The organism is Pseudomonas aphyarum (assembly GCF_028657055.1).
Taxonomy (GTDB): Bacteria; Pseudomonadota; Gammaproteobacteria; order Pseudomonadales; family Pseudomonadaceae; genus Aquipseudomonas; species Aquipseudomonas aphyarum.
In genome coordinates, this window is sequence record NZ_JAMDGS010000013.1 from 109,562 (window position 1) to 134,284 (window position 24,723).

Annotated in this window: 23 protein-coding genes; 10 read left to right on the forward strand and 13 right to left on the reverse strand. The window is 60.9% G+C overall.

Going from position 1 to position 24,723, the window contains the following annotated elements; genetic code table 11:
- Positions 1-275: 275 nt before the first annotated feature.
- The 3 genes from M5G18_RS19805 to M5G18_RS19815 are packed head-to-tail and all read left to right on the forward strand — an operon-like array spanning position 276 to position 3,289.
- On the forward strand, positions 276-1,478 hold the full coding sequence (locus tag M5G18_RS19805) for an MFS transporter (protein ID WP_273897722.1): 1,203 nt from the start codon (positions 276-278) through the stop codon (positions 1,476-1,478).
- Positions 1,468-2,253: a CAP domain-containing protein gene (locus M5G18_RS19810; RefSeq protein ID WP_273897721.1), complete on the forward strand. Its 786-nt coding sequence runs from the start codon at positions 1,468-1,470 to the stop codon at positions 2,251-2,253. Before M5G18_RS19805 ends, M5G18_RS19810 begins: the two co-directional genes overlap by 11 nt.
- 4 nt (positions 2,254-2,257) lie before the next feature.
- Complete coding sequence (locus M5G18_RS19815; RefSeq protein WP_273897720.1) at positions 2,258-3,289, forward strand: nucleotidyltransferase family protein; 1,032 nt, start codon at positions 2,258-2,260, stop codon at positions 3,287-3,289.
- Positions 3,290-3,317: 28 nt separating this feature from the next.
- Here the strand turns inward: M5G18_RS19815 and M5G18_RS19820 are convergent, their stop codons facing one another.
- The 3 genes from M5G18_RS19820 to M5G18_RS19830 form a co-directional block, all read right to left on the reverse strand.
- Positions 3,318-3,923 carry a 3'-5' exonuclease gene (locus M5G18_RS19820; RefSeq protein WP_227233614.1) on the reverse strand — a complete coding sequence of 202 codons (606 nt, stop codon included), beginning with the start codon at positions 3,921-3,923 and terminating at the stop codon, positions 3,318-3,320.
- Positions 3,924-3,963: 40 nt separating this feature from the next.
- Positions 3,964-4,443, reverse strand: coding sequence for an NYN domain-containing protein (locus M5G18_RS19825; protein WP_007958730.1), 480 nt, complete (start codon positions 4,441-4,443; stop codon positions 3,964-3,966).
- Positions 4,444-4,580: 137 nt separating this feature from the next.
- A complete protein-coding gene (locus tag M5G18_RS19830; protein WP_273897719.1) occupies positions 4,581-5,339 on the reverse strand; it encodes a DUF2076 domain-containing protein in 759 nt (252 codons plus the stop codon).
- A 178-nt stretch (positions 5,340-5,517) separates the two neighbouring features.
- On the opposite strand from M5G18_RS19830, the gene M5G18_RS19835 reads away from it, so the two are divergent.
- Positions 5,518-6,192: a YciC family protein gene (locus M5G18_RS19835; protein WP_007958726.1), complete on the forward strand. Its 675-nt coding sequence runs from the start codon at positions 5,518-5,520 to the stop codon at positions 6,190-6,192.
- Positions 6,193-6,266: 74 nt separating this feature from the next.
- Positions 6,267-7,343, forward strand: coding sequence for an endonuclease/exonuclease/phosphatase family protein (locus M5G18_RS19840; protein WP_273897718.1), 1,077 nt, complete (start codon positions 6,267-6,269; stop codon positions 7,341-7,343).
- A 2-nt stretch (positions 7,344-7,345) separates the two neighbouring features.
- On the opposite strand, the gene M5G18_RS19845 is transcribed toward M5G18_RS19840, so the two are convergent.
- From M5G18_RS19845 to M5G18_RS19865, 5 genes are all read right to left on the reverse strand, one after another.
- The gene (locus M5G18_RS19845) at positions 7,346-8,182 is read right to left on the reverse strand and encodes an ABC transporter ATP-binding protein (protein WP_273897717.1); all 837 of its coding nucleotides are present in this window, start codon (positions 8,180-8,182) and stop codon (positions 7,346-7,348) included.
- The gene (locus tag M5G18_RS19850) at positions 8,170-8,973 is read right to left on the reverse strand and encodes an ABC transporter permease (protein ID WP_007958721.1); all 804 of its coding nucleotides are present in this window, start codon (positions 8,971-8,973) and stop codon (positions 8,170-8,172) included. The genes M5G18_RS19845 and M5G18_RS19850 overlap by 13 nt, the downstream gene beginning before the upstream one ends.
- A 10-nt stretch (positions 8,974-8,983) precedes the next feature.
- The gene (locus M5G18_RS19855) at positions 8,984-9,961 is read right to left on the reverse strand and encodes an ABC transporter substrate-binding protein (protein WP_273897716.1); all 978 of its coding nucleotides are present in this window, start codon (positions 9,959-9,961) and stop codon (positions 8,984-8,986) included.
- A 298-nt stretch (positions 9,962-10,259) separates the two neighbouring features.
- Complete coding sequence (locus M5G18_RS19860; RefSeq protein ID WP_273897715.1) at positions 10,260-11,630, reverse strand: aspartate aminotransferase family protein; 1,371 nt, start codon at positions 11,628-11,630, stop codon at positions 10,260-10,262.
- Positions 11,631-11,662: 32 nt separating this feature from the next.
- On the reverse strand, positions 11,663-13,156 hold the full coding sequence (locus M5G18_RS19865; RefSeq protein WP_273897714.1) for an aldehyde dehydrogenase: 1,494 nt from the start codon (positions 13,154-13,156) through the stop codon (positions 11,663-11,665).
- Between the two features lie 238 nt (positions 13,157-13,394).
- Between M5G18_RS19865 and M5G18_RS19870 the strand changes: the two genes are divergently transcribed.
- A complete protein-coding gene (locus M5G18_RS19870; RefSeq protein ID WP_007958716.1) occupies positions 13,395-14,309 on the forward strand; it encodes a LysR family transcriptional regulator in 915 nt (304 codons plus the stop codon).
- A gap of 3 nt (positions 14,310-14,312) precedes the next feature.
- Here the strand turns inward: M5G18_RS19870 and hrpB are convergent, their stop codons facing one another.
- The gene (gene hrpB, locus M5G18_RS19875) at positions 14,313-16,832 is read right to left on the reverse strand and encodes an ATP-dependent helicase HrpB (protein ID WP_273897713.1); all 2,520 of its coding nucleotides are present in this window, start codon (positions 16,830-16,832) and stop codon (positions 14,313-14,315) included.
- 110 nt (positions 16,833-16,942) lie between these two features.
- On the opposite strand from hrpB, the gene M5G18_RS19880 reads away from it, so the two are divergent.
- Both M5G18_RS19880 and M5G18_RS19885 read left to right on the forward strand, forming a co-directional pair.
- Positions 16,943-17,362: a polyribonucleotide nucleotidyltransferase gene (locus tag M5G18_RS19880; RefSeq protein ID WP_273897712.1), complete on the forward strand. Its 420-nt coding sequence runs from the start codon at positions 16,943-16,945 to the stop codon at positions 17,360-17,362.
- A gap of 15 nt (positions 17,363-17,377) precedes the next feature.
- Positions 17,378-18,274, forward strand: coding sequence for a cation diffusion facilitator family transporter (locus M5G18_RS19885; RefSeq protein WP_192562504.1), 897 nt, complete (start codon positions 17,378-17,380; stop codon positions 18,272-18,274).
- Here M5G18_RS19885 and M5G18_RS19890 read toward each other — a convergent pair.
- A complete protein-coding gene (locus tag M5G18_RS19890) occupies positions 18,268-19,317 on the reverse strand; it encodes a DUF6515 family protein (RefSeq protein ID WP_273897711.1) in 1,050 nt (349 codons plus the stop codon). The genes M5G18_RS19885 and M5G18_RS19890 overlap by 7 nt on opposite strands.
- A gap of 454 nt (positions 19,318-19,771) precedes the next feature.
- Here M5G18_RS19890 and M5G18_RS19895 point away from each other — a divergent pair, with 454 nt between their 5' ends.
- Positions 19,772-20,251 carry an Lrp/AsnC family transcriptional regulator gene (locus M5G18_RS19895; protein WP_007909658.1) on the forward strand — a complete coding sequence of 160 codons (480 nt, stop codon included), beginning with the start codon at positions 19,772-19,774 and terminating at the stop codon, positions 20,249-20,251.
- 280 nt (positions 20,252-20,531) lie between these two features.
- Complete coding sequence (locus tag M5G18_RS19900) at positions 20,532-20,741, forward strand: DUF2788 domain-containing protein (protein ID WP_003228500.1); 210 nt, start codon at positions 20,532-20,534, stop codon at positions 20,739-20,741.
- Here M5G18_RS19900 and M5G18_RS19905 read toward each other — a convergent pair.
- From M5G18_RS19905 to M5G18_RS19915, 3 genes are all read right to left on the reverse strand, one after another.
- Positions 20,736-21,371 (reverse strand): pseudouridine synthase, encoded by a 636-nt coding sequence (locus tag M5G18_RS19905; protein WP_273897710.1) that lies wholly within the window; start codon positions 21,369-21,371, stop codon positions 20,736-20,738. The genes M5G18_RS19900 and M5G18_RS19905 overlap by 6 nt on opposite strands.
- Positions 21,372-21,442: 71 nt before the next feature.
- On the reverse strand, positions 21,443-22,942 hold the full coding sequence (gene amn / locus M5G18_RS19910) for an AMP nucleosidase (RefSeq protein WP_162130486.1): 1,500 nt from the start codon (positions 22,940-22,942) through the stop codon (positions 21,443-21,445).
- A 59-nt stretch (positions 22,943-23,001) separates the two neighbouring features.
- Positions 23,002-24,651: an acyl-CoA dehydrogenase family protein gene (locus M5G18_RS19915; protein WP_273897709.1), complete on the reverse strand. Its 1,650-nt coding sequence runs from the start codon at positions 24,649-24,651 to the stop codon at positions 23,002-23,004.
- Positions 24,652-24,723 lie beyond the last annotated feature (72 nt).

The following is a 24,723-nucleotide window of genomic DNA, read 5'->3' on the forward strand; positions in this document are numbered from 1 at the left end:
GACAATGATCATTTACACCGCTCAGCCGAGCGGCTCCTTAACTGTTGACGAGTTATGAGATTCTGCAAATACCATATAACTCTAATGAGACACCTTCTTATGCCTCAAAAAGAATGTAGCCTTATAGGCTCGCTATTATCCATGGTAACTCGCCAGGCGCGCATCACTTCAATGTCAATTCACCACCCGGCTTGACGCCTTTTTGGATCTTACCTATTTTTCTTTATTGAGGCAGTGTCGAGTACATTTTCTTACAGGGATGAACCAAGCAATTTATGGATAAAAAACACCAGCTGTACACCTATGCTTTTTTCTCCCGTGCCAGCGGACAGATCATCGGCGCGTACTTCGTACTTTACTTATCCCATGTCACTTCAAACAGCTTGCTCATATCACTACTACTGGCACTGCCCATTGCGGTTCAATTAACGGTTGGCCATCTTCTGGGCCAACTGACTAAAAGACTCGGGGCGGCACACACATGCAGTTCCGGGATGATCTTCCATGCACTGAGTTACTTGGTTCTGACGTTGACGCCTTCGCTATTTCTGACCACGACAAGTCGATTGTTAACGGGCGCTGGCAGTTCGCTGGGCCGAACAGTTGATTTATTGATCACCAGCGTTAGTCGTCACCTCGATCTTACGATCGAAATGTCCAAATACAATGCTGCTCGGTCTTTTGGTGCGTGTCTTGCGCCAGTATTGGGGTCCGTCATCATTCTGGTGCTTCCGATAGAACCTCTTGGTTACCGGGTTATTTTTGCGTTCTCGACTTTGTTCTGTCTTGTCTCGCTATTTTTTCTGATGTCTTTCATTTCTGCCAACCATCATCAGATTACCGAAGATGCAAAGGAAAACGGCGAGGCAAATTCGAGAAAATTGCGGCTGTCCGAACGGATTTTCTTCAGCGATACCTCTTTTTGCCTAATCCTCATGTTGATGCTTCTGACCATCGGCAATGAAGGTTTCTACCGGACTTTTCCATTATGGTTAACCGGCGTGTCCGGATGGAAAGATGAATATTTCGGCATCTTCGGGGCGGCACGCGCACTCTTGGGCGTCGCGTTTCTGTTCTGGGTATCGCCAAAGATCAACGCACGCTACAAGCCTTATCTCAATCAGCTCAATGTCGCTGCAATCGCCCTCCTTCTGATGACCTTTGTCATGATGCAGAGCTCAAGCATCGCCGTCATTGTGGTATCGATTTCGCTCAACTCCCTTCTGTTTGCCTTCGTAACCAATAACCTTTATGCATCGTTCCTGACGTCCATTCCTCGCAGCGCTCGTGGCCCTGTTTTTTCAACTTACTTGAGCCTGAGCATGATTGCCCAAGCGGCCGGGCCGTTTGTTGTCAGCGGACTTGTGCCCGACAAAAGCCATATTCCCCTGGTGTCGGGCTTGATCATGTTTTTGACATTGGTCGGCTCGATCAGGCTGATGTACGCGAGGAGATCGGAAAGTGCTTATGGACAGTAGCCTGGATTCGATGCTGATACGGCACCTTGAACACAACCTCAGAGCCAACCTGCTGATCCGGTCGGCCCCCATGACCGGAAAGACCCAGGCAATCCATGCAGCGCGGCAATGGGCTTCCTTGCATCCGCACTTCGACTTGGTCTGTTTCGCGGCACACCACACGCCGTTTGCCAAGATGCACAAGCAACTTTTGCATACCGCAGAATACGTACAAAACCGGCACACCGTATTCGTGATCGATGACATTCATCTGCTGGACACCTACCAGCTTGAGTGCATGGCAATGGCTGCAAAAAAATCGTCTCAGGTCAGTGTCATCGGACTGGGATTGCCTGTCGAGCCACTGGCGGACGCCTGCAGATCCAGTGCCCTCTTCGACTTGATCAATGAATACCGGGCAGCATCCGGGCTATCGACTCAGCAACGGATTCCGGCACTCGATCAAGAAGCTCTGCGCCACACCCTTTATATGGCCCACCAACTGGAGATGACCCATCGTGGTGAGCACGGCTCGAGCCCGGCCGAGAGGGTTTTGCGAGTTTTGCCCGAGGCAAAACACATTCGTGAATGTGTCGCCAGAGGGCTGGCCGCCCCCCACGAGATATTGGAGCAATGGCTGGGCAGCCGTAATCACTACAACAACATTCGCGTAACAGAAACCAACGCCTGTGGATTGGCTCAGGTCTGGCGCTGGACAGTTTCCCGGGAAAGCGGATCACCGCAAATGATTGCCCATGTGTTTGTCACCTACATTACTTGTTCAACAGGGGAGTAAGTCCATGGTTCAACAGGCCGATATGGCAGGAATGGAATTGTTGCGCGCCTATGTTCAAGGTGCCCCCCTCAGACATTCCTGTGCTGAACATGACGAGAGTTATTTTCAACGCACCCGCATAGAAGGCGTGCACGCCTTGATGACGGGCAATCCCACCAGTTCTTCGGCGCTGGCGAACCTCATCTGGACCCACCAGAAACAGGCGACTGAATTACTCTCTACCATCTCTGGCGACGAAGGACTGCCGCTGCTGTTGGCCAAGGGGGCCTATTACACTCTGGGCATCCATCAAGGCCATGTCATGGGCCGACGCGGCGACATCGACGTCTACATCAATAGAAAGGACTGGCCAGCCTGGCAGTCAGCCCTGGCAAAGTTCGGCTATGAAGAAAGTAAAATGGATACGCTTACCGGGCAGTTGATCCCTCTGACAGAGTCCGAGCGCGCCACGGCTTACGTCCGAGATACCGTGCAAATCGCTAAAGTCGCAAAGGCCTTTCCGTTTACGCCCGGGCAGGCGCTTCTGGATCACAGAACACTGAATACCAACGCCTATATCCATCCGACGTTCGTTACCCCCCATGATTCGAAGATCATCGTGGCCATCAACTTCCACCACTCCCTAGTAGCCGGCATGCCCAGTCAGCGCTTTTTCAGCCATTCGAAGATAGCGCACAGCCATCTCCATTGCCTGACACCGGCCGATGCCCTGTGGCACAGCTCGTTGCTGTATTACCTGGATGTGGCGTTGAAACTTTCCACCAAACTCACCCCCCTGTTTGATATCGCTAAACTGGCCGGGGAGGTGGATATCGACTGGGAGCATTTCCTGGCGATCGCCAGGGAACTGCAAATCTACAAACCATTTTTTTATACGATGGACAGCATCAATCTGATCTGTGACGCCCAAGTGTTTCCGCAGTCTGTCGTCACGTCCCTACGCGACGAAACCTCGCGCCGGTTCGACTACGGCTATCAGATCCACAAACTGTTCTGCGTTCCAGAGTCCGCGCCACAATTCAATACCGCAAGATAATCCTTGAACCGGTCGATCCCGTCGGCTGTCAGCGATATCGACTCAAGGTTTCGCCAACCTTCGCGGCGGGGACTTTCTGCAATTTGCACAACAAATCATGGCTCAACTCCCGCACCCCATGCTTCTGCCGCAACTCATCCGCCAGATGCGCAAGCAAATTCGCCGCCATCTCCGCATCCGCCATCGCCCTGTGCGCCTGGCCGGTATGCGGCAGTTGGGCGAAGGTAGTGAGCGTACCGAGCTTGTGGTTCGGCGCCGCCGGCATCAAACGACGAGCCAGTAGCAGCGAACAGGCAAAGTTCTGCAAACGGGTGCGTTTGATCCGGCCCAGTTCGAAGTCCCAGAACTTCTGGTCAAACGCGGCGTTGTGCGCCAACAGGGGCGTGCAGCCGACGAATTCGTTGACTTCGTTCATCACCTGTTCGGCCGAAGGCGCGGTGCGCAGCATGGCGTTGCTGATGCCGGTGAGTTGTTCGATGAAGGCCGGGACGCGGACGCCGGCGTTCATCAGGCTCTGGTAACGCTCGACGATGCGGCCGTTTTCCAGCATGACCACGGCGATTTCCGTGGCCCGGCAGCTGCTGCTCGGCGAGATGCCGGTGGTTTCAAAGTCGATGACTGCAATGCGTTCCAAACCGGGTGGTACTCCGTTTAAATCAATTCTTGAGCAGGGCTCAATTTTTCAACAGCAGTGCGCCTTCGATCGGCACGTAACGGCTGGCGGCGCGGATCAGCGAGTTGGCGGTCAGGCCGGGAACGCCATAGGCCACCGCTTGTACGCCGTGTTTGTTGATGATGCGTTCGAGCAGCATGTCGAAATCGCCATCACCTGAGGCCAGGACGATTTCGTCGACGTGGTCGGCGGCGTCCATGATGTCGAGGGTGATGCCCACGTCCCAGTCGCCCTTGGCCGAGCCGTCGCTGCGCTGGATGTAGGGTTTGAGTTTCACGGTGAAACCGAGGTTGCGCAGGATCTGCTGGAACTGCTGCTGTTTGCTGTCGCCCCGGTCGATCGCATAGGCGTAGGCCTCGACGATCTGCCCGTGCTGGCTGACATCCGCCCACAGCGCCGCGTAGTTGAAGTGGCAACCATAGGCCTGACGCACGGTGTAGTAGAGGTTCTGCACATCGGCGAACACTGCGATTTTTTTCACCGGAGTTCCTGTGAGCGCTGACGCGCATGAGCCGGATCAGGCACCAGGCCCGAAAAAGGCGCTCAGTATGCCAGCCCGAAGGAAGGTTCCGCGAATAATCGGCCCGGGGCGATCAGGCGCCCCGGACGAATGGTGAATCAGACGAAGGAATCGTCGTCATCGAAGAACGATGAGTTGTCATCGCTGTAGTTGGTGTCGGCAAAGCCGCCCTGATCATTACCGTAGGAGTCGTTGTTGGCCATACGCTGGTCATCGCCCCAACCGTTGTTGCTCTGGTCGTTGACCTGGGCCGGCTCTTCCTTGATGACTTCGACGATTTCTTCCGGCTGCTGATTGTGATGGAACAGGCTGCTGATGCCTTGTGCCAGCATCACGCCACCCGCCACACCGGCGGCGGTTTTCAGGGCACCGCCGAGGAAGCTGCTGCCGGCTGCCGGGGCTGCTTGTTGCTGGCCATAACCCGGTGGTGGCGCGCCGAAGTTCTGTTGCGGCGCGGGCGCACCGAAGTTCTGCTGCGGTGCCGGTTCACGCCAGCCGCCGGTGGACGCCGGGGCGCTCTGGGTCGATGCGGGGCGCGAGCTGCTGCCACCGAAGATGCTCGACAGGAAACCACCGCCGCTCGGCGCCGGGGCCGCGCTCTGCGCCTTGGCCGATTGCAGTTCGGCCTGCAATTGCTTGACCTGTTGAGTCAGTTGCTTGTTCTGTTCGTCGAGGCTCTTGAGGGCAGCCTCCTGCACCAGAATCGCCTGGGTCATGAAATAACCTGCGGCCGGCTGGCGCGTCAGGTGTTCCTTGATCCGCGCTTCAGCCAGTGCGTCGCGCGGGGCTGCATCCGTTTCGGCCTGCTGCAGCCGGGAAAACAGTCCATCGATCAGGGTTTGTTCTTCGCTGTTCATGGCGACCTCGTAGATTGCCGGGGATAACGTTGCCCTCGTCCACGTCGGAGGAGGCGCACCTCTGTAATGGAGGCAGCAACTGAATGTTTCAATGACCTTTACCGAACGTTTACGTTTGCGCAGCGAAACGGATCATCGGTTAAAGTGGGCCACTGTTTTTGACCTGCGATACCGACTGATGAATGCCTTCGATGTGCTGCGCGACTCCCTGTATTTCTTCAAACGCAATCTGGGCCGGATCGTCCAGTTGTGCCTGCCGCTGGTGATTTTCGAAGCCGTGCTGCAACAGGTGGTCGACCATGCCAGCGACCCGGACGGTTACTCGGCGATCAGCGTGATCGTCGGCCTGCTGGTGTATCCGCTGTACACCGCCGCGCTGATTCTGTTCCTCGATGCCCGCACCCGCGGCGAATCCCCGCAAACCCGCGATCTGCTGGCGATGGCCGCTCGTCTTTGGCCGCGCTTTGCCCTGCTGACGGCGCTGAACACGCTGTTGATCCTTCTCGGGCTTTCGCTGTATTTCCTGCCGGGGCTATGGCTGATGGTCACTCTGGCCTTCGGTGAATACCTGCTGGTACTGCGCGGTTACGGCCCGTTGCAGGCGATGAAGGAAAGCCTGCGTCTGAGCCGTGGGCATTTTCTGCGGATTCTGGTGTGCATCCTGTGTGTGATGGGGCCGTTGTGGCTGCTCAAGGGCCTGACCCTGCAGGTCTATCCCGATCCGCAGAATCCTTTGATCGCGGTACTGATCGACAGTGGCCACAGCTTCCTGCAACTGTTCACCAGCGTGGTGCTGTTCCGCCTGTTCATGTTGATCAGCGAATTGCCCGACAAACGTGACGGAATAGTCTGACTGCACCGAGCTTGGGCTGATGGATGGGTCTCGGGTATGCTCGGGACCACTTCCGTATCGCTATAAGCCGAGCCATGACCCGTCTACTGCGCTACATCCTGCTCTTCGTGCTGCTGGCCGTCGCCCTGATCGGCGTGATGATTTTCAGCCTGACCTGGCGCCCCGACGCCCGGGAAACCCTGCCGGTCAGTTGCACCGGGCAACCGCCGACGCTGGTCCCCGGCCAGGCCCTGAAAGTCATGACCTGGAACGTGCAGTATCTGGCCGGTAAGCGCTACGTGTTCTGGAATGACCTGGCGCATGGCGACGACGAAGCCCCGACCCCGGAAGACATGGCGTTCAGCCTCGATGAAGTGGCGCGGGTGATCCGCGACGAACAGCCCGACGTGGTGCTGTTGCAGGAACTGGATGACGGCGCCAAGGCCAGCGACTATCAGAACCAGCTCAAGCTGTTGCAAGAACGTCTGACCGACCTCTACCCGTGCAGCGCCCACGCCTTCGACTGGAAGGCCGATTTCGTCCCGGATCCGCACATCTTCGGCAGCGTCGGCCGGCAACTCGCCACCCTCAGCCGCTACCGCATCGAACACGCCGAACGCCTGCAATTGCCGGTGCAGCCGTCGAACATCATCAGCCGTCAGTTCCAGCCGAAAAACGCCCTGCTCGCCACCACTCTGCCGCTCAGCGATGGCGGGCAACTGGTGGTGCTCAACACCCATCTGGATCGCGCGACCCAACCGGACGACACCTTGCAGGCGCAGGTGACAGCGGTGGCCAAGGTCCTCGACAAACACGAAGGCCACGGTACGCCGTGGCTGATCGGTGGCGACTTCAACCTGTTACCGCTCGGCCAGTACCGGCGCCTGCCCACCGAGCAGCGCACGCCTTACTCTGCCGACAGTGCGCTGCATGTGCTGTGGGACAAATACCCGATGATCCCGACCAACAACGAAGCCAGCGGCATCGACCGCGCCAAGTGGCTGACCCATTACCCCAACGACCCCGGCCTCAACGGCCCGGACCGCACGGTCGATTACCTGTTCTACAGCCCGAAGATCAAACGGGTCGAAGCCACGGTGCGGCAGGACGATACGTTGCGCATTTCCGATCATTTGCCGGTGATTGCGCGATTCCTGCTGCCGCCCAACTGACTTCAGTGAGCTTCTTCGAGATCGTCGTGTAACAGCCCGAAGATCTGCCGTTTCATGTCGATGAACGAGCGCTCCATCACCATGTCCAGCGTGCGCGGGCGTTCGATCGGCACATCCAGAATCTGCTTGATCCGCCCCGGCCTGGCGCCCATCACATACACCCGGTCGCCGAGCAGGATTGCTTCGTCGATGTCGTGGGTGACGAACAGCACGGTCTTCTTGCTGTTGCCCCATACCCGTAACAACAGCTGCTGCATTTGCAGGCGCGTCTGGCTGTCGAGGGCGCCGAAGGGTTCGTCCATCAGCAGGATCTGCGGATCGTTGGCCAATGCCCGGGCAATCGCCACCCGCTGCATCATCCCGCCGGACAACTGCTTGGCGTAGTTGTCGGCGAACCCGGACAGCCCGACTTCGTGCACATAGTGATCGACGATCTCCTTGCGCCGCGCCGCCGGCATGCCCCGGCGCTTGAGGCCGAACTCGACGTTCTGCCGCACCGTCAGCCACGGGAACAGCGTGTAGCTCTGGAACACCATCCCGCGATCCGCGCCGGGGCCCTGCACTTGCTGACCGCCGACGTAGATCTCGCCGGACGTCGGCTCGGCCAGCCCGGCGGTGAGGTACAACAGGCTCGACTTGCCGCAGCCCGACGGCCCGACCAGCACCGCGAATTGCTGATCCGACACCTCGAACGACACTTCTTCCAGCGCAGTGAATGTACCGCCGCCGGGCTTGCTGTAACGCAGGCTGACCTTGTCCACCTGCAACCTTGGCGCGGCGTGTGCCGGTGCGGCGACCGGCTCGATGAAACGACGGTTGGCAGCGGTTACTGAGCCCATGCGGCAATCCTCAAACGCAAGAAGCGGAACAGTTGATCGGTGACCAGGCCGAGGAGGCCGATGATCGCGATGGCGAGAAAAATCACGTCGACCTGAAAGCCGCGCATGGCCTTTAGGCTCAAGTAACCGAGGCCACTCGATGCGGCGACCAGTTCGGCGACCACCAGATAGGTCCAGGCCCAGCCCATGGTTACCCGCAAGGTGTCGAGTACGCCGGGCAACGACGCCGGGGCGATCACGTGCAGCACCGCGTCACGCCGGTTGGAGCCGAGGGTGTAGGAAGCGTTGATCAAGTCCTTGGAAATGCCTTTGGACACGTCCGCGATCATCACCAGTTGCTGGAAGAACACGCCGAAAATGATCACCGACACCCGCTGCTCCAGACCGATACCGATCCACAGGATGAACAGCGGCACAAACGAGGTCACCGGCAGGTAGCGGATGAAGTTGACCAGCGGTTCGAGGAACGCCTGGACGATGCGAAAGCTGCCCATCAGCAAACCCAGCGGCACCGCCACCAGCGACGACACAATGAAACCGACCATCACCACTTCGACGCTCGCCCACACATGCTGGCCGAGGGTGCCATCGCGGCTCAGGCGCACGGCGGCTTCGACCACCGCGCCGGGCGTCGGCAGGAACATCCCCGGCACGATGCCGCCGTAGGACAACCCGGCCCACAGGCCGACCAGCAACACCCAGGCCAGACCGCTGGCGCTCCACACTACCGGCACCGGCAATCCGGTTTTCGGCGTGATGCAGCGGCTCAGCCATGAATTGCGCTTGAACATGACCAGTCTCCTAGAGCGGGCTGACGAAACGGTTGTCGACCAGATCGTCGTTGCTGACGTTGTAGGGCTTGCCTTGCAATTCGCTGGCGGTTTCGTTGGCCAGTTTGATCAGCGGCGCGCTATCACCCGGTTTGCCCGGCGAGCCAAGCAGTTTTTCGCTCATGGCCTGATCGTAGAAGCGCACGCCTTGCGCGGCGGCGGCCAGTTCCTTCGGATCGGACAGGTAACCACCGACGCCCTTGGCCATGATTTCGTAGGCTTTCTGTGGATGGTCCTTGGTGTACTGCACCGCTTTGTAGAGGCCGGCAACCAGCGCCTTGACGTCTTCCGGCTGCTTCTCGATCACCGTGCAGTTGAGCGCCACCACATCGACGATCACGCCGGGCGTACTGCTGCTGTCGATCAGCACCTTGCCCTGCTGTTTGTCGCGCACCATCGACAGATGCGGCTCCCAGGTCACGGCAGCCGGCACGCGACCGGCGATGAACGCGGTGGCAGCATCGTCAGCGGTCATGTTCTGCACGGTGATGTCGCTCATGCTCATGCCGTTCTTTTTCAGCAGATACGAGAGCCAGAACTGCGAGGTCGACCCTTCGTTGACGGCCACGGCCTGGCCCTTGAGTTCTTGCAGGCTCTTCACGTTCTTGCCGACCAGCACGCCGTCGCCGCCATGGCTGTCATCCAGCGCGGCCACGGCCTTGAAGCAGAACTGCGGGCGGTACTTGAGCACTTCGTCGATGGTCGACGCCGAGCCGGACAATTGCCCCGACGCCTGGGCGGCCATGTACATCGACGCTTCTTCGACCACCGGCAATTCGACGGTCAGGCCGTTTTCCTTGAAGTAGCCCAGATCCTGGGCCAGGTACAGGGTGCCGTAACCGACCCACGTGGTGTGGCCGATCGACAAAGTGCCGGCCTGGGCGCCGGTGATGGAAAGGGCGGAAATCGCCAGAGGACATGCAAGACGGGTAAACAAGGACTTGTTCATGGAGCACTCCCAACGCTGTTGATTTAGTTGTCATGGGCAGTACGGCCAGCCGTGGTGTCGCGATTACACGCTGCGGTCTCTGCTGGACTCTGGCGGGCAATGCCTTGGCTGGCGAAATCGATGTTGACCCAGGCTTGGCGTCAGGAAAACGAGGAAATAGTTAGACGCGAACGATGAAAAAACTGGGTAGTGCGCACCGCGAAAGGGCGCGTCGGGCGGGGCTGCCCGAGGTGGGTGCAAAGCCAAAAAAAATCGCAGCCGAAGGCTGCGATTGTTAGCGATTCACACAGGTTTCAGATCAGAGCCGACCGTACTCCTGCGCCGTACGATCCAGCGCTTTCAACGTCTTGCCCACCAACTCGTCTATCTCTTCACGGCTGGCAATCAACGCCGGCGCCATGATCATCCGCCCCAGGGTCGAGCGAATGATCACCCCCTCCTCAAAACCAATCGTGCGGCAGCGCCAGGCAATATCGTTTTCATTGGCGAAGCGCTTGCGCGTGGCCTTGTCCTCGGCCAGTTGCAACGCCGCGACCATGCCCGTGCCCTGGATATCACCCACCAACGGGTGATTGCCGAACACCTCGCGCAGACACTGTTGCAGGTACGGGCCGATGTCGTCCTTGACCCGCGTCACCACGCCTTCATCGCGCAATGCCTTGAGGTTGGCAATCGCCACCGCCGCCGCCACCGGGTGCCCGGAATACGTCAGACCGTGGGCGAACACACCGCCCTGCTCCACCAGCACGTCGGCCATGTTCTTCGACAGGATCAGGCCACCCATCGGGATGTAACCGGAGGTCAAACCCTTGGCGATGGACAGGGTGTCCGGCTCGAAACCGAAGTACTCGTGAGCGAACCATTCGCCGGTGCGACCGAAGCCGCCGATCACTTCATCGGCGCACAACAGCACATCGTATTTGCGGCAGATGCGCTGGATTTCCGGCCAGTAGCTTTCCGGCGGGAAGATCATCCCGCCCGCGCCCTGGAACGGTTCGGCGATGAAGCCTGCAACCTTGTCGGCGCCCAGTTCGAGGATCTTTGATTCCAGTTGCTGCGCCGCCCGCAGGCCGAATTCAGCCGGGGTCAGGTTGCCTTCGTGGGCGAAGAAGTACGGCTCGTCGATGTGCGCGATGTCGGGAATCATCCCGCCCATTTCATGCATGAACTTCATGCCGCCGAGGGCCGTCGCGGCCAGGGTCGAACCGTGGTAACCGTTCCAACGGCCGATCATGATTTTCTTCTCGGGCTTGCCCAGCACCTGCCAGTAACGGCGCACGGTACGGATCAGCACCTCGTTGGCCTCGGAGCCGGAGTTGGTGTAGATCGCATGGCTGTAGTGCCCCGGCAGCAGGCTGAACAGCAACTCGGAGAGCTCGATCACCTGCGGGTGGGTGGTGTGGAAAAACATGTTGTAGTACGGCAACTGCTCCAGTTGCCGGCTCGCCGCGGCATTCAGATCCTTGCGCCCGTATCCGAGGTTGGTGCACCACAGCCCGGACATGCCGTCGAGGTAACGCCGACCGTCGTTGTCCCACAGATGCAGGCGGTCACCGCGCACCATCACCCGTGGGCCTTCGTCGTTGAGGGCCTTCTGGTCGACGAACGCATGAATGTGGTGCGCTGCATCGGCGGCCTGGTAGTCGCGGGTTTCACGTGAGGTGGTCATCGCCGGATCTCCTTTCTTGTTGTGAGCGGCTGTCATGAGCGCAGTTGAAACCAGGTGGTTTTCAACTGGGTGTATTTGTCGAACGAGTGCAGCGACAGATCGCGGCCGAAACCGGATTGCTTGCCACCGCCGAACGGCACGGTCACGTCCAGCGCATCGACACTGTTGACCGACACCGTACCGGCTCGCAATTGCCGCGCCACCCGGTGCGCGCGGTGCAGATCATCGGTCCACAGCGACGCCGCCAGACCGTAGACGCTGTCGTTGGCCAGTTGCAAGGCGTGGGCTTCGTCATCGAACGGAATCACCGCCAGCACCGGGCCGAACACTTCCTCGCGAAACAGGGCCATGTGCGGCTGCACGTCGGTGAAAATCGTCGGCTGAACGAAGTTGTCCGAGCCGTTGAAACTCAGCTGCCGCCCACCGCAGACGCGGGTCGCGCCTTCGCGTTCGGCCTGATGGATGAAGCGCAGAATGCTTTCGGTCTGACGGGTGTCGACGATCGCCCCGGCCGCACTCGCCGGATCCAGCGGATCGCCCGGCTGCCAGCGTTCGGCCTGAGCCTTCAGCCGTTCAACGAACTCGTCATGAATCGAGCGTTCCACCAGCAATCGCGAGTTGGCCGAGCAGACTTCGCCCTGATTGAAGAAGATCCCGAACGCGGCTTTCTGCGCCGCCAGATCCAGATCCTTGCAGTCGGCAAACACCAGATTGGCGCTCTTGCCGCCGCACTCCAGCCACACCTGCTTGAGGTTCGACTGCGCGGAGTACTGCATGAAATATTTGCCGACCTGGGTCGAGCCGGTGAACACCAGACAATCGACATCCGGGTGCAAGCCCAAGGCTTTACCGGTTTGTTCGCCGAGTCCCGGCAGCACGTTCAGCACACCGGCCGGCAACCCGGCTTCCAGCGCCAGCTCGGCCAGACGCAATGCGGAGAACGGTGATTGCTCGGCGGGTTTGAGGATCACCGAGTTGCCCGCCGCCAGCGCCGGGGCGAGTTTCCACGCGGCCATGTCCAGCGGGAAATTCCAAGGCACCACGGCCGCCACCACGCCCAGCGCTTCGCGGGTGATGGTCGCCAGCACATTCGAGGCGCTTGGCGCGACCTGATCGTAGAGCTTGTCGAGGCTTTCGGCGTACCAGCGGAACACCCCGGCGGCGCCCGGTACGTCGATGTTGTAAGCGTCCATCACCGGTTTGCCCATGTTCAGCGAATCAAGCAACGCCAGCTCTTCGCGATTGGCCAGAATCAGATCCGCCAGCCGCAGCAGCACTTGCTTGCGCTCGGTCGGTGAACGCCCGGCCCAGGTGCCGGCCTCGAACAACTGCCGCGCATTTTTCACCGCCGCATCGACATCTTCTTCACCGCACGCGGCGACGTTTGCCAGAAGCTGGCCGGTGGCCGGGTTGACCGCGGCAAAGGTCTGCCCCGACTGCGCCGCACGCAGTTTGCCGTCGATCACGGCCTGGTACGGATAGCTCAATTCAGCGGCCTTGCGCTGCCAGTCTGCAAGCTCGAACACGGTGGTTGCTCCTTGGACTTTTATTCTTTTGAGAACAGTGCGCAGTGATAGTCGCTCAGGCCCGTGCGGGCTAAAACCAGTAAAAATGTCTTCGCAGACAATAAAAAAGGTAACCAGCCGATGACCCCTTCGCGCGCGTATGGGGCTATTGTTCAGAGACAAAAAAACCGCCGACAGAACGGAGGCCGGCGGCGTACAAATTGCTTGGATGTGGAATCCGTTCGCTTTGAGGTTCACCGTGGCCGCTTACAACCTGCGTCAGTTGAAATACTTCATCACCACCGTCGAATGCGGCAGCGTCGCCGAAGCGTCGCGCAAGCTGTACATCGCGCAACCGGCGATTTCCACGGCGATCAAGGGGCTGGAAGACAGCTTCGGCGTGCAACTGCTGATCCGCCATCACGCCCAGGGCGTGTCGCTGACGCCCAGCGGTGCGCGATTCTTCCGCAAGGCCCAGGAACTGCTGCGCATGGCCAAGGAGTTCGAACAGAACGCCCTCGCCGACAACGACGTGGTGGCCGGGCAGATCGATATCGGCTGTTTCGAAACCGTCGCGCCACTGTACCTGCCGCAACTGATTGCCGGCTTCTCGGCGCTGTATCCGGGGGTGAAGATCCGCATCCGCGACGGCGAACAACAGGAACTGGTGCAAGGCCTGACTTCGGGCACCTTCGACCTGGCGATCCTGTACAAGCACGACCTCGACGCCACCATCGAAACCGAACCGCTGATGCCGGCCCAACGACCTTACGCCCTGCTCCCGGCCGATCACCGCTTCGCCCAGCTCAAGCAGGTTTCGCTGCGGGACTTGTGCCTGGAACCAATGATCCTGCTCGACGTTCAACCGAGCCGCACCTACTTCGTCAGCCTGTTCGAAGAACTCGGCCTGTCGCCACGCATCGAATTCAGCTCGCCGTCGATCGAGATGGTGCGCGGCATGGTCGGCCAGGGTTTCGGCTTCTCGATCCTGGTCACCCGCCCGCACTCGGAATGCACCTACGACGGCAAGAAAGTCGTGTGCGTCGACATCGTCGAAGACGTCACCGGCTCAGGCCTGGTGGCCGCGTGGCTCAAACGCGGACAACTGACCAAACCGGCGCAGTTGTTTGCCGATTATTGTCGGGAGCAGCTGACCGCGAAGGCCAGCCGCTGACCCTCAAGTACCGCGTGGTTTGGCTCGTGCGGTAGCTTCAGCCACCAATGGATCATCCGGCCAATAGTGCTTCGGATACCGCCCCTTAAGATCCTTCTTCACCTCGGCATAGGTGCTGCGCCAGAAGTTGGCCAGATCCTGCGTCACCTGCACCGGACGCCGTGCGGGCGACAGCAGGTGCAGCTTGACCACTTGCCTGCCGCCGGCGATGCGCGGTGTGTCGGCGAGGCCGAACAACTCCTGCAAGCGCACGGCGAGAATCGGTGGCTGTTCGCTGTAGTCGAGACGAATCGACGAGCCCGATGGCACGCTCAGGTGATGCGGCGCCTGTTCGTCGAGCTGCTGCGGCAGTGGCCATGGCAGCAGATTACGGACGATGTTCGACAGGTCGAGGTTGGCGAAATGGCTGAGGCGCGAGACTTTGCCCAAGTAAGGCATCAGCCAGTCTTCAAGGGTTTTCAGCAGCGTGGTGTCGCTGACATCCGGCCATTGGCTGTCGCCTTTGGCGTCCAGGTCAAGCTGGCGCAACAAGGCAACTCGCGCCTGCCACTGGCGCAGTTCCGGAGTCCACGGCAGCAGTTCAAGACCCTTGCGGCGCACCAGATTGACCAGCGCCTGACTGCGGGCGTTTTCGTCGAGACCGGTCAGTGGCTCGCGGCTGAGGATCAGTTCGCCAACCTTGCGTTGACGCTCGGCGCGCAGTACGCCTTCGCGTTCGTCCCAGTCCAGTTGATCGACGTTGTGCACCTGTTCGGCCAGCACTGAGTCGAACAGCGTCGGGTCGAAATCCGCCGCCAGATAAATCCGCTCTTCGCGCTGACCTTGGCGGCTGCCGAGGTCGGCGATCACGATCCACGGTTCCTTCATCAGGCTGTCGGCTTCGGCGAACAGCGCCGCACGGCCGTTTGCCAATCGATATTCGGCTCCACCGGCACGCCGCTGCTGGGCGACGCGATCCGGATAGGCCAGCGCCAGCAAGGCGCCGAGCCAGCGCGGGTGATCCGGATCGGCAACTGGTTCGCTCGCCTTGCCGCGCAGATAGCCGCGATATTGCCGCGCCAGTTGCCGGGCGCGCTGCACGCCGCCCTGGGCACCGCGCGCCGCGCGTTCTTCGCCGGACAACAGCACCAGACGACTGTGCAGATCCGCCCCGGCGCCGCGCAAAATATCGCGCTCGCCGAGCAACGCGGCGACGTCGCACGCCATGTTCGCCAGCCCCAGCGCCTGACCGCGTAACAGCAAATGAGCGATGCGCGGATGGGCCGGCAATTCAGCCATGGCCTGACCGTGGCGATTCAGGCTTTCACCGTCCAGCGCACCGAGACGCTGCAACAGGTCCTGAGCCTGTGCATAAGCGGCGGCCGGCGGCACGTCCAGCCAGATCAGATCACTCGGCGCCACTCCCCAGCGTCCGAGCTGCAAGGCCAACCCGGCCAGATCAGCCGAGAGAATTTCCGCACTGCCATAAGCCGCGAGTTGTTCGTGCTGATCCTGCGACCACAGGCGATAACACACGCCCGGTTCCAGACGCCCGGCCCGGCCCGCGCGCTGGGTGGCACTGGCTTTGGAGATGCGTTGAGTGTCGAGGCGGGTCATGCCGCTGCCCGGGTCGAAACGCGGCACCCGCGCCAAACCGGCGTCGATCACCACGCGCACGCCGTTGATGGTCAGGCTGGTCTCGGCGATGTTGGTGGCCAGCACCACTTTGCGCTGACCCGCCGGGGCTGGGTCGATGGCGGCACGCTGGGCATTCAGGTCGAGTTCGCCGTGCAGCGGGCAGAGCAAGATGTCGCTGCGCTCACCGATGGCGTCCGCCAGTTGCTGATGAACACGTCGGATTTCCGCCTGCCCGGGCAGGAACACCAACAGGCTGCCGGTTTCATCGTGCAGGGCTTCGAGCACCGCTTGCGTGACGCGTTGATCGATGTATTCGCCGGGCTGGAACGGCCGGCCCCAGCGCATCGTCACCGGGAACATCCGGCCTTCGCTGCGCAGGATCGGTGCGTCGTCGAGCAACCCGGCCAGACGCTCGCCTTCTAGGGTGGCGGACATCAGCAGAATCTTCAGCGGTTGTTCAGCTCGAAACAGCTCGCGACCGTTCAGACTGAGGGCCAGCGCCAGATCGGCGTCGAGGCTGCGTTCGTGAAATTCGTCGAAGATCAGCAGGCCCACACCTTCCAGCGCCGGGTCGTCCTGCAGGCGCCGGGTGAGGATGCCTTCGGTGACCACTTCGATGCGTGTGTTGGGGCCGACCTTGCTGTCGAGGCGGATGCGGTAACCGACGGTTTCACCGACTTTCTCGCCCAGCTCGCTGGCCAGCCGTTCCGCCGCTGCACGCGCGGCCAGCCGACGCGGTTCGAGCATAAGAATGGTCTGCCCGTTCAGCCACGCTTCATTGAGCAGGGCCAAGGGCACGCGGGTGGTTTTACCGGCGCCGGGCGGTGCTTCGAGCACGGCTTCGTGGCGTGTCGCGAGGGCTTCACGCAGGGCGGGTAAAACTTCATCGATCGGCAAAGAAATCATGCTGGCTCCCAAACAGAGCCGCGAGTATAACGGCGAACTGCCGGGTGTTTGTCGGGGTCTTAATTCCACACGACGATGCTTCGTTTTCAAATGACTCAGGAGTTATCTACATGCGCTTACCTTTTCGCCTGATCGGCGGTGTACTGGTTGCCACCCTGCTCACTCAGATCACCGCGTGCGGTTCGATTTTCTATCCCGACCGGCGCGGCCAGATCGACGGCAAGATCGACCCGGCGATTGCCGTGCTCGATGCCGTGGGCCTGCTGTTCTACATCGTGCCCGGCCTGATCGCGTTTGCCGTGGACTTCGCCACCGGCGCGATCTACTTCGAACCGGGCCACACGGCGCAGGTCGATCCGGCCAAGCTCAAGCAAGCCATCAGCCCGGACGGCCAGGTCGATAACTTGAAGTTGCAGGCTATTCTCGAAACCGAGCTGGGCCGCAATCTGCCGCTGGATGACCCACGCCTGATCCAGCACAAGGGCAGCACCCAGCAACTGGCGATGTTCGGCCTGCAACCTGCCGCATAAGGAATTGACGCACCCATGACCACAAGCACCGAACACGCCCGCCTGCTGCGGCTGGCGACCCGCGCCTCGGTGGCGGTGGCCTGTACGCTGATCATCGCCAAAGCCATCGCCTGGTGGCTGAGCGGTTCGGTGAGCATGCTCGCCGGCCTCACCGACTCGGCCCTCGATGGCGTCACTTCGTTGCTCAATCTGCTGGCGGTGCATTACGCGCTGCGCCCGGCGGATGACGATCACCGTTATGGCCACGGCAAGGCCGAATCCCTGGCAGGCATGGCACAGGCGCTGTTCATTGGCGGCAGTGCGGTGCTGATCGCGTTTCAGGCTTATGAGCGTTTGAACAATCCCGAGCCGCTCGGCGCGCCATGGCTGAGCATCGGGGTGATTGTGTTTTCCCTGCTGCTGACGGCAGCGCTGTTGATGCTGCAGCATCGGGTGATCAAGCAGACCGGTTCCAACGCGGTGCGGGCGGATTCACTGCATTACCGTTCGGACCTGTTGCTAAACGGCAGCATTCTGATTGCGCTGGTGTTGGCCGGTTTGGGGTTCGATCAGCTGGATGCGTGGTTCGGTCTGGGGATCGCGGCATACATTCTGTGGAGCGCGATTCAGATCGCCCGGGAAAGTTTTTCGGTGCTGATGGATGAAGAGCTGCCGACGGATGTCAGTCAGCACATGCTCGAACTGGCGTGCGGCGTACCGGGCGTATTGGGTGCGCATGATTTGCGTACACGGATTTCCGGCAATCACTGGTTCGTGCAGTTGCACCTGGAGTTGCCGGGGGAGCTGACGCTGTCAGTCGCCCATGGCATCAGCGATCAGGCAGCAGATGCCATTCACAAAGCCTACCCACGGGCCGAAGTGCTGGTGCACGCCGACCCGCAGGAAGTGGTCAAAGCCGCTCGGGCTCAGTAGTTGACCTGATAACCGCGACTGCTCAGGCAATTGCCCTGCGCCTGGCGGTAGGCCTGCACCACTTCGGGCGCCGGCTGGTAGGTCGCGGTGCGCGGATTGAAGCCGCTTTGCTGCACCGCGTACTGATAGCACTCGTAACCGTCGCGCTGAACCTGTTCCGGTGACTGGCCGTTGGCCGGATACGCTTCCACGTCATAACCATTGCCGGTCGGCTGCGGTGGCTGCTGCGACGGCGGCTCGACCACCACGTAATCCTGGGTCGCTTCCTGATAGGCGTAGTACGAGCCTGCGGCGAGGAACAGCAGCGAACCGCCGATCCACACTTCCCGAGCGTAATCCGGCAGGTACTGGATGCGAATCCCGCGCGGCGGCTGAACCACGATGTAGCGCGGGCCTTGCGGGCGATACCAGTAACCGCCGGAGTAGAAATAGTCCTGGCCGCGATACGGCACACGGTAATCACGATCCGGGAAACGGTCGATCACATGACCCGGCCGATATTGAGGACCTGGGCCCCAACCGTTGCCATGCCCGTCCGGACGCCCCGGCCAGCGGTTATCGTTGGGGCGATTGCCGGTCTGCCAGTTCTGGTGATAACCATTCTGCGGACGCTCGTCGCGGTAGTAACCCTGACGCGGTTCCTGGGTCTGGCGCACGGTGTCGGGGCGCGGCTGGATCGGCAGGTCATTGGCCGGGAGTTGCGGCGGCGGTGGCGGCTGACGCACCGGGTTGGGGTTGTACGCCGGACGTGGCTGATTCTGGTTCTGCCACTGGCCGTTGTTCGGTTGGCCATGATTCTGCTGGCCGTTGTGCTCGAACTGGCGGCTGTTATCGCCACGGATGATGTCGTTGTTCTGCCGCTGCGGATTGTCTTGGCCGCGCTGCTGATTGCCGCCGCCATGGCCCTGATTGTTGCCCTGATGCTCCGGCCCGCGTCCGCCGCCGTCGGGGCCGCGATTCTGCGGCTCATCCGCCAGCGCTTGCGCACCGACACTCACACACAGCAAACCAACACTGGCCAGACGCCAGATGCGCGACTTCATGAAATTCCTCACTGCGGACTAGAGCCTGAAATTAAGAGGGCGTGTAGCTAAGACCGGGGATGAGTACACCGGGTTCTGCTACAGGTTATCAGTCACGTCATTTATTTATTGAGCGAGATGGGCCAAATCGCGGGCAAGAAAAAAGGGAGACCCGTCGGCCTCCCTTCTAGAGAACTTCGTCCTGGCTCGACGCTTTTGACGTCGGCTCACCTCACGCCGTCTTCTGGACAGTGTGCAGCTCGGGGGCCGGCACAACCCCGGTAGGGGTGGCGGCCGCGGCAGGCCGGATTGGGCGGGCCGCGTGGACTGTGTTACCGAGCAGTGATTCTGGTGATAAGAATAGGCCCGGAGCTGCGACAGATGATTGCGAAGATTGCTCAAATAAACATCACTTGCGCAATTTTTAACCCTGGATAGATAATCCGCCGCAATAGTTAAGACAAAGGATCGTTTGATGAGCAAACTCGACCGTTACGACCTCAGTATTTTGGCGGAATTGCAGCGCGACGCCCGCATCTCCAACCAGGAACTGGCCGAGCGCATCGGTCTGTCACCCTCCCCGTGCTCGCGCCGGGTCAAGCAACTGGAGGACGACGGCTACATTTCCCGCCAGGTCGCCCTGCTCGATCGCAAGATGCTCGGCCTGAGCCTGACCGCCTACGTGCTGATCGGCATGGACCGGCACACGCCGGAGCGTTTCGAGAACTTCGAAGCGGCGATCCGTACCTTGCCGCAGGTGCTGGAATGCAGCCTGGTGACCGGGGTGGATGCCGACTATCAGCTGAAAGTGGTGGTGCCGGACATGGATCACTATCAGAAGCTGCTGCTGGGGCATCTGACGCGGATCGAAGGGGTGACCAGCGTGCGCTCGAGTTTTGTGTTGAATCAGGTGCTCAACAGCACTGAATTGCCGCTGACTCATCTGCGTAGCTGATCAAGAGCTGCCCTCACCCCAGCCCTCTCCCGGAGGGAGAGGGAGCCGACGGTGGGTTGCTCGAGAAGTACGCCGACCTGAACGCCCTGCTGTGAATCCATAATCGACTGGAAATTTCAGGTCGATGTATGACGCCAGACACCTCGGTCAGTCCCCTCTCCCCCCGGGAGAGGGTTAGGGTGAGGGCCAGTCGTCGGATCAGACCCAGATCAATGCCACCCCGCATACCTTGGCGTATACTCGCCGCGCCCTTTTATCCCCAGGTGTGCCGGAGAACCCGATGGATCCAGCAGTATTTGAAGAGTGGATGATGACCGGTCTGGTCAGCATCCTGATCATTTTCATGGGTTTCATCGTCTGGGATCTGGCGAAGAAGTCCAAGGCCGGGCGTTTCGGCTCGTTCATTCTGTTCTTCGTGCTGGGCCTGGGCGTGGCCGCGTTCATCATCAAGAGCGTGGTGATCGGCCTGATCGAATCCGGCGCCTTATAAGCGCGCCGGCACTTCTTTCCACTGACCCTGATCGAGCCCTTCGATCGTCCAGTCACCAATTCTGACCCGCACCAGCCGCAACGTCGGCAGCCCCACCGCCGCCGTCATCCGCCGCACCTGGCGGTTGCGTCCTTCGCGAATCACCAGTTCCAGCCAGGTTGTCGGAATCGTTGCGCGAAAGCGTACCGGTGGATTGCGCGGCCACAGTTCGGGCTCGTCCAGTTGCCGCGCTTCGGCGGGCAAGGTCATGCCATCATTCAATTCGACGCCGTCACGCAGGCGCTGCAACTGCTCGGCCGTCGGCACGCCTTCGACCTGCACCCAATAGGTTTTCGCCAGTTTATGCTTGGGGTCGGCGATCCGCGCCTGTAACTGGCCGTCGTTGGTCAGCAGCAGCAAACCTTCGCTGTCACGGTCCAGCCGTCCGGCCGGGTAGATGCCCGGAACATCAATGTAATCCTTGAGCGTCGCCCGCCCTTCACCGTCGCTGAACTGCGTCAGCACATCGAACGGTTTATTGAACAGGATCAGCTTCGGCTCGGCCGGTGGTGCCTTGGCGACTCGGCGCGGGGCTGAAGAAGCTGGCTTCGCGCCGGGGCGGCGGGAAGGTGGACGTTGAGGACGGGACATGGCGAAAGAACATCTAACGGTCGGGGCTGCTAATGCTAGTGCCCCGACCGCCAAATGACCACGACAAACCGTTAGCGGAACGGCGGCTCGTCGAAGCTGCGCAGTTTGCGCGAGTGCAGCGAGTTGAGTTCGGTGCGCAACAGATCCACCGCTTCGATGCCGATCTTCAAGTGCTGGCTGACCGCACGCTCGTAGAACGCGTTGGCCGAACCCGGCAGCTTGATTTCACTGTGCAGCGGCTTGTCCGACACGCACAGCAACGTGCCGTACGGCACCCGCAGGCGATAACCCTGGGCGGCGATGGTGCCACTTTCCATGTCCACCGCCACGGCGCGGGACAGGTTGATCAGCGGTCGTTCCTGGGCCCAGCGCAACTCCCAGTTACGGTCGTCGTAGGTCAGCACGGTGCCGGTGCGCAGGCGTTTTTTCAGCTCTTCGCCTTTCTCGCCGGTGATGTTGGCCGCCGCTTGCTGCAACGCCAGTTGCACTTCGGCCAGCGCCGGGATCGGAATGTTCGGCGGCACCACGCGGTCGAGAATTCCGTCGCGACGCATGTAAGCGTGAGCCAGCACGTAGTCGCCGATGGTCTGCGACTGACGCAGGCCGCCGCAGTGGCCGATCATCAACCAGCAATGCGGACGCAGCACGGCCAGGTGGTCGGTGATGTTCTTGGCGTTGGACGGGCCGACGCCGATATTGACCAGGGTCACGCCGTGGCCATCGCTGGCGATCAGGTGGTAGGCCGGCATCTGGTAGCGGTGCCAGACCACGCCTGCCGCAATCGCCGACGCTTCACCGTGATCCATGCCTTTTTCGATGATCACGTTGCCCGGCAACACCATGCGCACGAAACGCGGGTCGCGGCGCAGTTGCTCCAGGCCATGGACGATGAACTGGTCGACATAACGGTGGTAGTTGGTCAGCAGAATCCACGGCTGCACATGGCGCCAGTCACTGCCGGTGTAATGCACCAGACGACGCAGCGAAAAATCGACGCGGGCCGCATCGAACAGCGCCAATGGCAGCGGATCGGTGTTTTCCCAATCGTAGAGCCCGTCGGCGATGCCATCGGTGGCGGCGGACAGGTCGGTACTCGGGAACACCCGCGCCAGCACGGCGGCAGTGACACCGGAGCCGGCCAGTTCATCGCCCTGCTCGACCACGTACGGGTATGGAATGTTCTGCTCGCTGACGCCGACTTCGACGGTCACGGTGAAGTCGTGCATCAGCGGCGTTAGTTGCTCCAGCAGGTATTTGCGAAACGCTGCCGGGTGAGTGACGGTCACGCTGTAGGTGCCCGGCAACTGCACCTTGGCGTAAGCGCGGGTGGTCTGCGGGACTTCGCCCTGGCAGTGGTAGGTCAGACGCAGTTCGGGATAACGGAACAGGGCACGTTGCTCGGCGTCGGGCTCGACGCGATCCTTGAGATAACGCTTGAGCGCCGAGTTCAGCGCCGTGGTGGCCCGCTCATGCAGCTCGGCGAGACGATCCACGGCCTGTTCGGCGGTTTGAACGACAATAAACGCTTCGGTCACGATCAGCTTCCTGTGTTCTGACTTGCAGAGCTTCATCTTGCCTGCATCGTGGCGTCACGGAAACAGTGGCGTTGTGGCTTTGTCGCAATCCCTATTCAGAAACCTTGCGGCGTAGAGCGGGCGACGATGGCTTCGACATCCAGCCCGCGCGGCAACGCGCCGTAGACCCGCCCGCCTCCGTTCAAGCGACTGGCGATGAACGCATCGCTGACCGCCGAATTCCCGGCCTCCAGCAGCAGCTTCGCTTGCAGTCCCAAAGCGATGTCTTCGGTCAGTTGCCGAGCGCGGTATTGAATGTCACTGGTGTCCTTGAACTGCGCCTGCAACTGCTGAATGTGCGCGGCCAGTCGCTTGTCGCCATGGCCGTCGCCCAACTCGTTGAACAGTACGTCGAGCACGCCCGGTTCCTTCGACAGGGCGCGCAGCACATCGAGGCATTGCACGTTGCCGGAGCCTTCCCACGTCGAGTTCACCGGCGCTTCGCGGTACAGCCGCGGCAGGATGCTCTCCTCGACATAGCCAGCACCGCCCATGCATTCGGCGGCTTCGTTGATCATTCCCGGCGCACGTTTGCAGATCCAGTATTTGCCCACCGCCGTCACCAGTCGGGCGAACTGCGCTTCATGGCGATCGTCCAGATGATCCAGCGCCTTGCCCATGCGCAGGCTCAACGCCAGCGCGGCTTCGCTTTCAAGTGCCAGATCGGCCAGCACGTTTTGCATCAGTGGTTGTTCGCTAAGCAGTTTGCCGCCGACCTTGCGATGGGCGCAGTGATGGCTGGCCTGGGTCAGCGCCTGACGCATCAGCGAGCTGGAGCCGACCATGCAATCGAAACGGGTCATGGCCACCATCTCGATGATGGTCGGCACGCCGCGCCCTTCCTCACCGACCATCCACGCCAGTGCGCCACGGAACTCCACTTCGCTGGAAGCGTTGGACTGGTTGCCGAGCTTGTTTTTCAAGCGCTGGATATAGAACTGATTGCGCGTGTCGTCCGGGCGATGGCGCGGCAGCAGGAAGCAGCTCAAACCCTTGTCGGTCTGCGCCAGCGTCAGGAACGCATCGCACATCGGCGCCGAGCAGAACCACTTGTGGCCCACCAGTTCATAGGCCTGGCCCGGGCCGCTGGCGCCGACCGGATAAGCCTTGGTGGTGTTGGCACGGACGTCGGTGCCGCCCTGTTTCTCGGTCATCGCCATGCCGATGGTCACGCCAGCCTTGTGGGCCATGCCGACATTGCGCGGGTCGTATTCGGTGGCGAGAATTTTCGGCAGCCACTGCTCGGCCAGATTCGGCTGCAAACGCATCGCGGGGACACTGGCGAAGGTCATGGTCAGCGGGCAACCGCTGCCGGCCTCGGCCTGACTGTGCAGATAGCTCATGGAGGCGCGGGCAACATGGGCGCCGTCCTGTGGATGAGCCCAGGGCAGCGACGTCAGGCCATGTTCAATGGCGGTGCGCATCAGCTCGTGATACGCCGGATGAAACTCCACCAGATCGATGCGATGACCGTAGCGGTCATGGCTGGCGAACACCGGTTTGTTCTGGTTGGCGAGGAACCCGGCCTCCATCAGCGGCCCGCCGGCCAGCGCGCCGTAAGCGTCGATCCGCGACTCGGCCCAGCCGGCGCCGAACCGCCGCGACCACTCCTGCAACGGCAGGTCGATGCGGTACAGGTTGGTGCCGTCGAGCGACGGTGGCTGGTTGGTGACTTCGTGGGTTTCGGCGAACTGATGCAGGTTCATGACGGGGCTCCTTGATCGGCCAGAGCTTCAGTTAAGCACCGCCCCCGAACCGATCAAAGTGTCATATCGGCC

Coding starts and splice junctions, on each gene's coding strand:
- M5G18_RS19805 (WP_273897722.1), top strand. CDS start 276: ATGGATAAAAAACACCAGCTGTACACCTATGCTTTTTTCTCCCGTGCC.
- M5G18_RS19810 (WP_273897721.1), top strand. CDS start 1,468: ATGGACAGTAGCCTGGATTCGATGCTGATACGGCACCTTGAACACAAC.
- M5G18_RS19815 (WP_273897720.1), top strand. CDS start 2,258: ATGGTTCAACAGGCCGATATGGCAGGAATGGAATTGTTGCGCGCCTAT.
- M5G18_RS19830 (WP_273897719.1), bottom strand. CDS start 5,339: ATGAACAGCGAAGAACAAACCCTGATCGATGGACTGTTTTCCCGGCTG.
- M5G18_RS19835 (WP_007958726.1), top strand. CDS start 5,518: ATGAATGCCTTCGATGTGCTGCGCGACTCCCTGTATTTCTTCAAACGC.
- M5G18_RS19840 (WP_273897718.1), top strand. CDS start 6,267: ATGACCCGTCTACTGCGCTACATCCTGCTCTTCGTGCTGCTGGCCGTC.
- M5G18_RS19845 (WP_273897717.1), bottom strand. CDS start 8,182: ATGGGCTCAGTAACCGCTGCCAACCGTCGTTTCATCGAGCCGGTCGCC.
- M5G18_RS19850 (WP_007958721.1), bottom strand. CDS start 8,973: ATGTTCAAGCGCAATTCATGGCTGAGCCGCTGCATCACGCCGAAAACC.
- M5G18_RS19855 (WP_273897716.1), bottom strand. CDS start 9,961: ATGAACAAGTCCTTGTTTACCCGTCTTGCATGTCCTCTGGCGATTTCC.
- M5G18_RS19860 (WP_273897715.1), bottom strand. CDS start 11,630: ATGACCACCTCACGTGAAACCCGCGACTACCAGGCCGCCGATGCAGCG.
- hrpB (WP_273897713.1), bottom strand. CDS start 16,832: ATGATTTCTTTGCCGATCGATGAAGTTTTACCCGCCCTGCGTGAAGCC.
- M5G18_RS19880 (WP_273897712.1), top strand. CDS start 16,943: ATGCGCTTACCTTTTCGCCTGATCGGCGGTGTACTGGTTGCCACCCTG.
- M5G18_RS19885 (WP_192562504.1), top strand. CDS start 17,378: ATGACCACAAGCACCGAACACGCCCGCCTGCTGCGGCTGGCGACCCGC.
- M5G18_RS19890 (WP_273897711.1), bottom strand. CDS start 19,317: ATGAAGTCGCGCATCTGGCGTCTGGCCAGTGTTGGTTTGCTGTGTGTG.
- M5G18_RS19895 (WP_007909658.1), top strand. CDS start 19,772: ATGAGCAAACTCGACCGTTACGACCTCAGTATTTTGGCGGAATTGCAG.
- M5G18_RS19900 (WP_003228500.1), top strand. CDS start 20,532: ATGGATCCAGCAGTATTTGAAGAGTGGATGATGACCGGTCTGGTCAGC.
- M5G18_RS19905 (WP_273897710.1), bottom strand. CDS start 21,371: ATGTCCCGTCCTCAACGTCCACCTTCCCGCCGCCCCGGCGCGAAGCCA.
- amn (WP_162130486.1), bottom strand. CDS start 22,942: ATGAAGCTCTGCAAGTCAGAACACAGGAAGCTGATCGTGACCGAAGCG.
- M5G18_RS19915 (WP_273897709.1), bottom strand. CDS start 24,651: ATGAACCTGCATCAGTTCGCCGAAACCCACGAAGTCACCAACCAGCCA.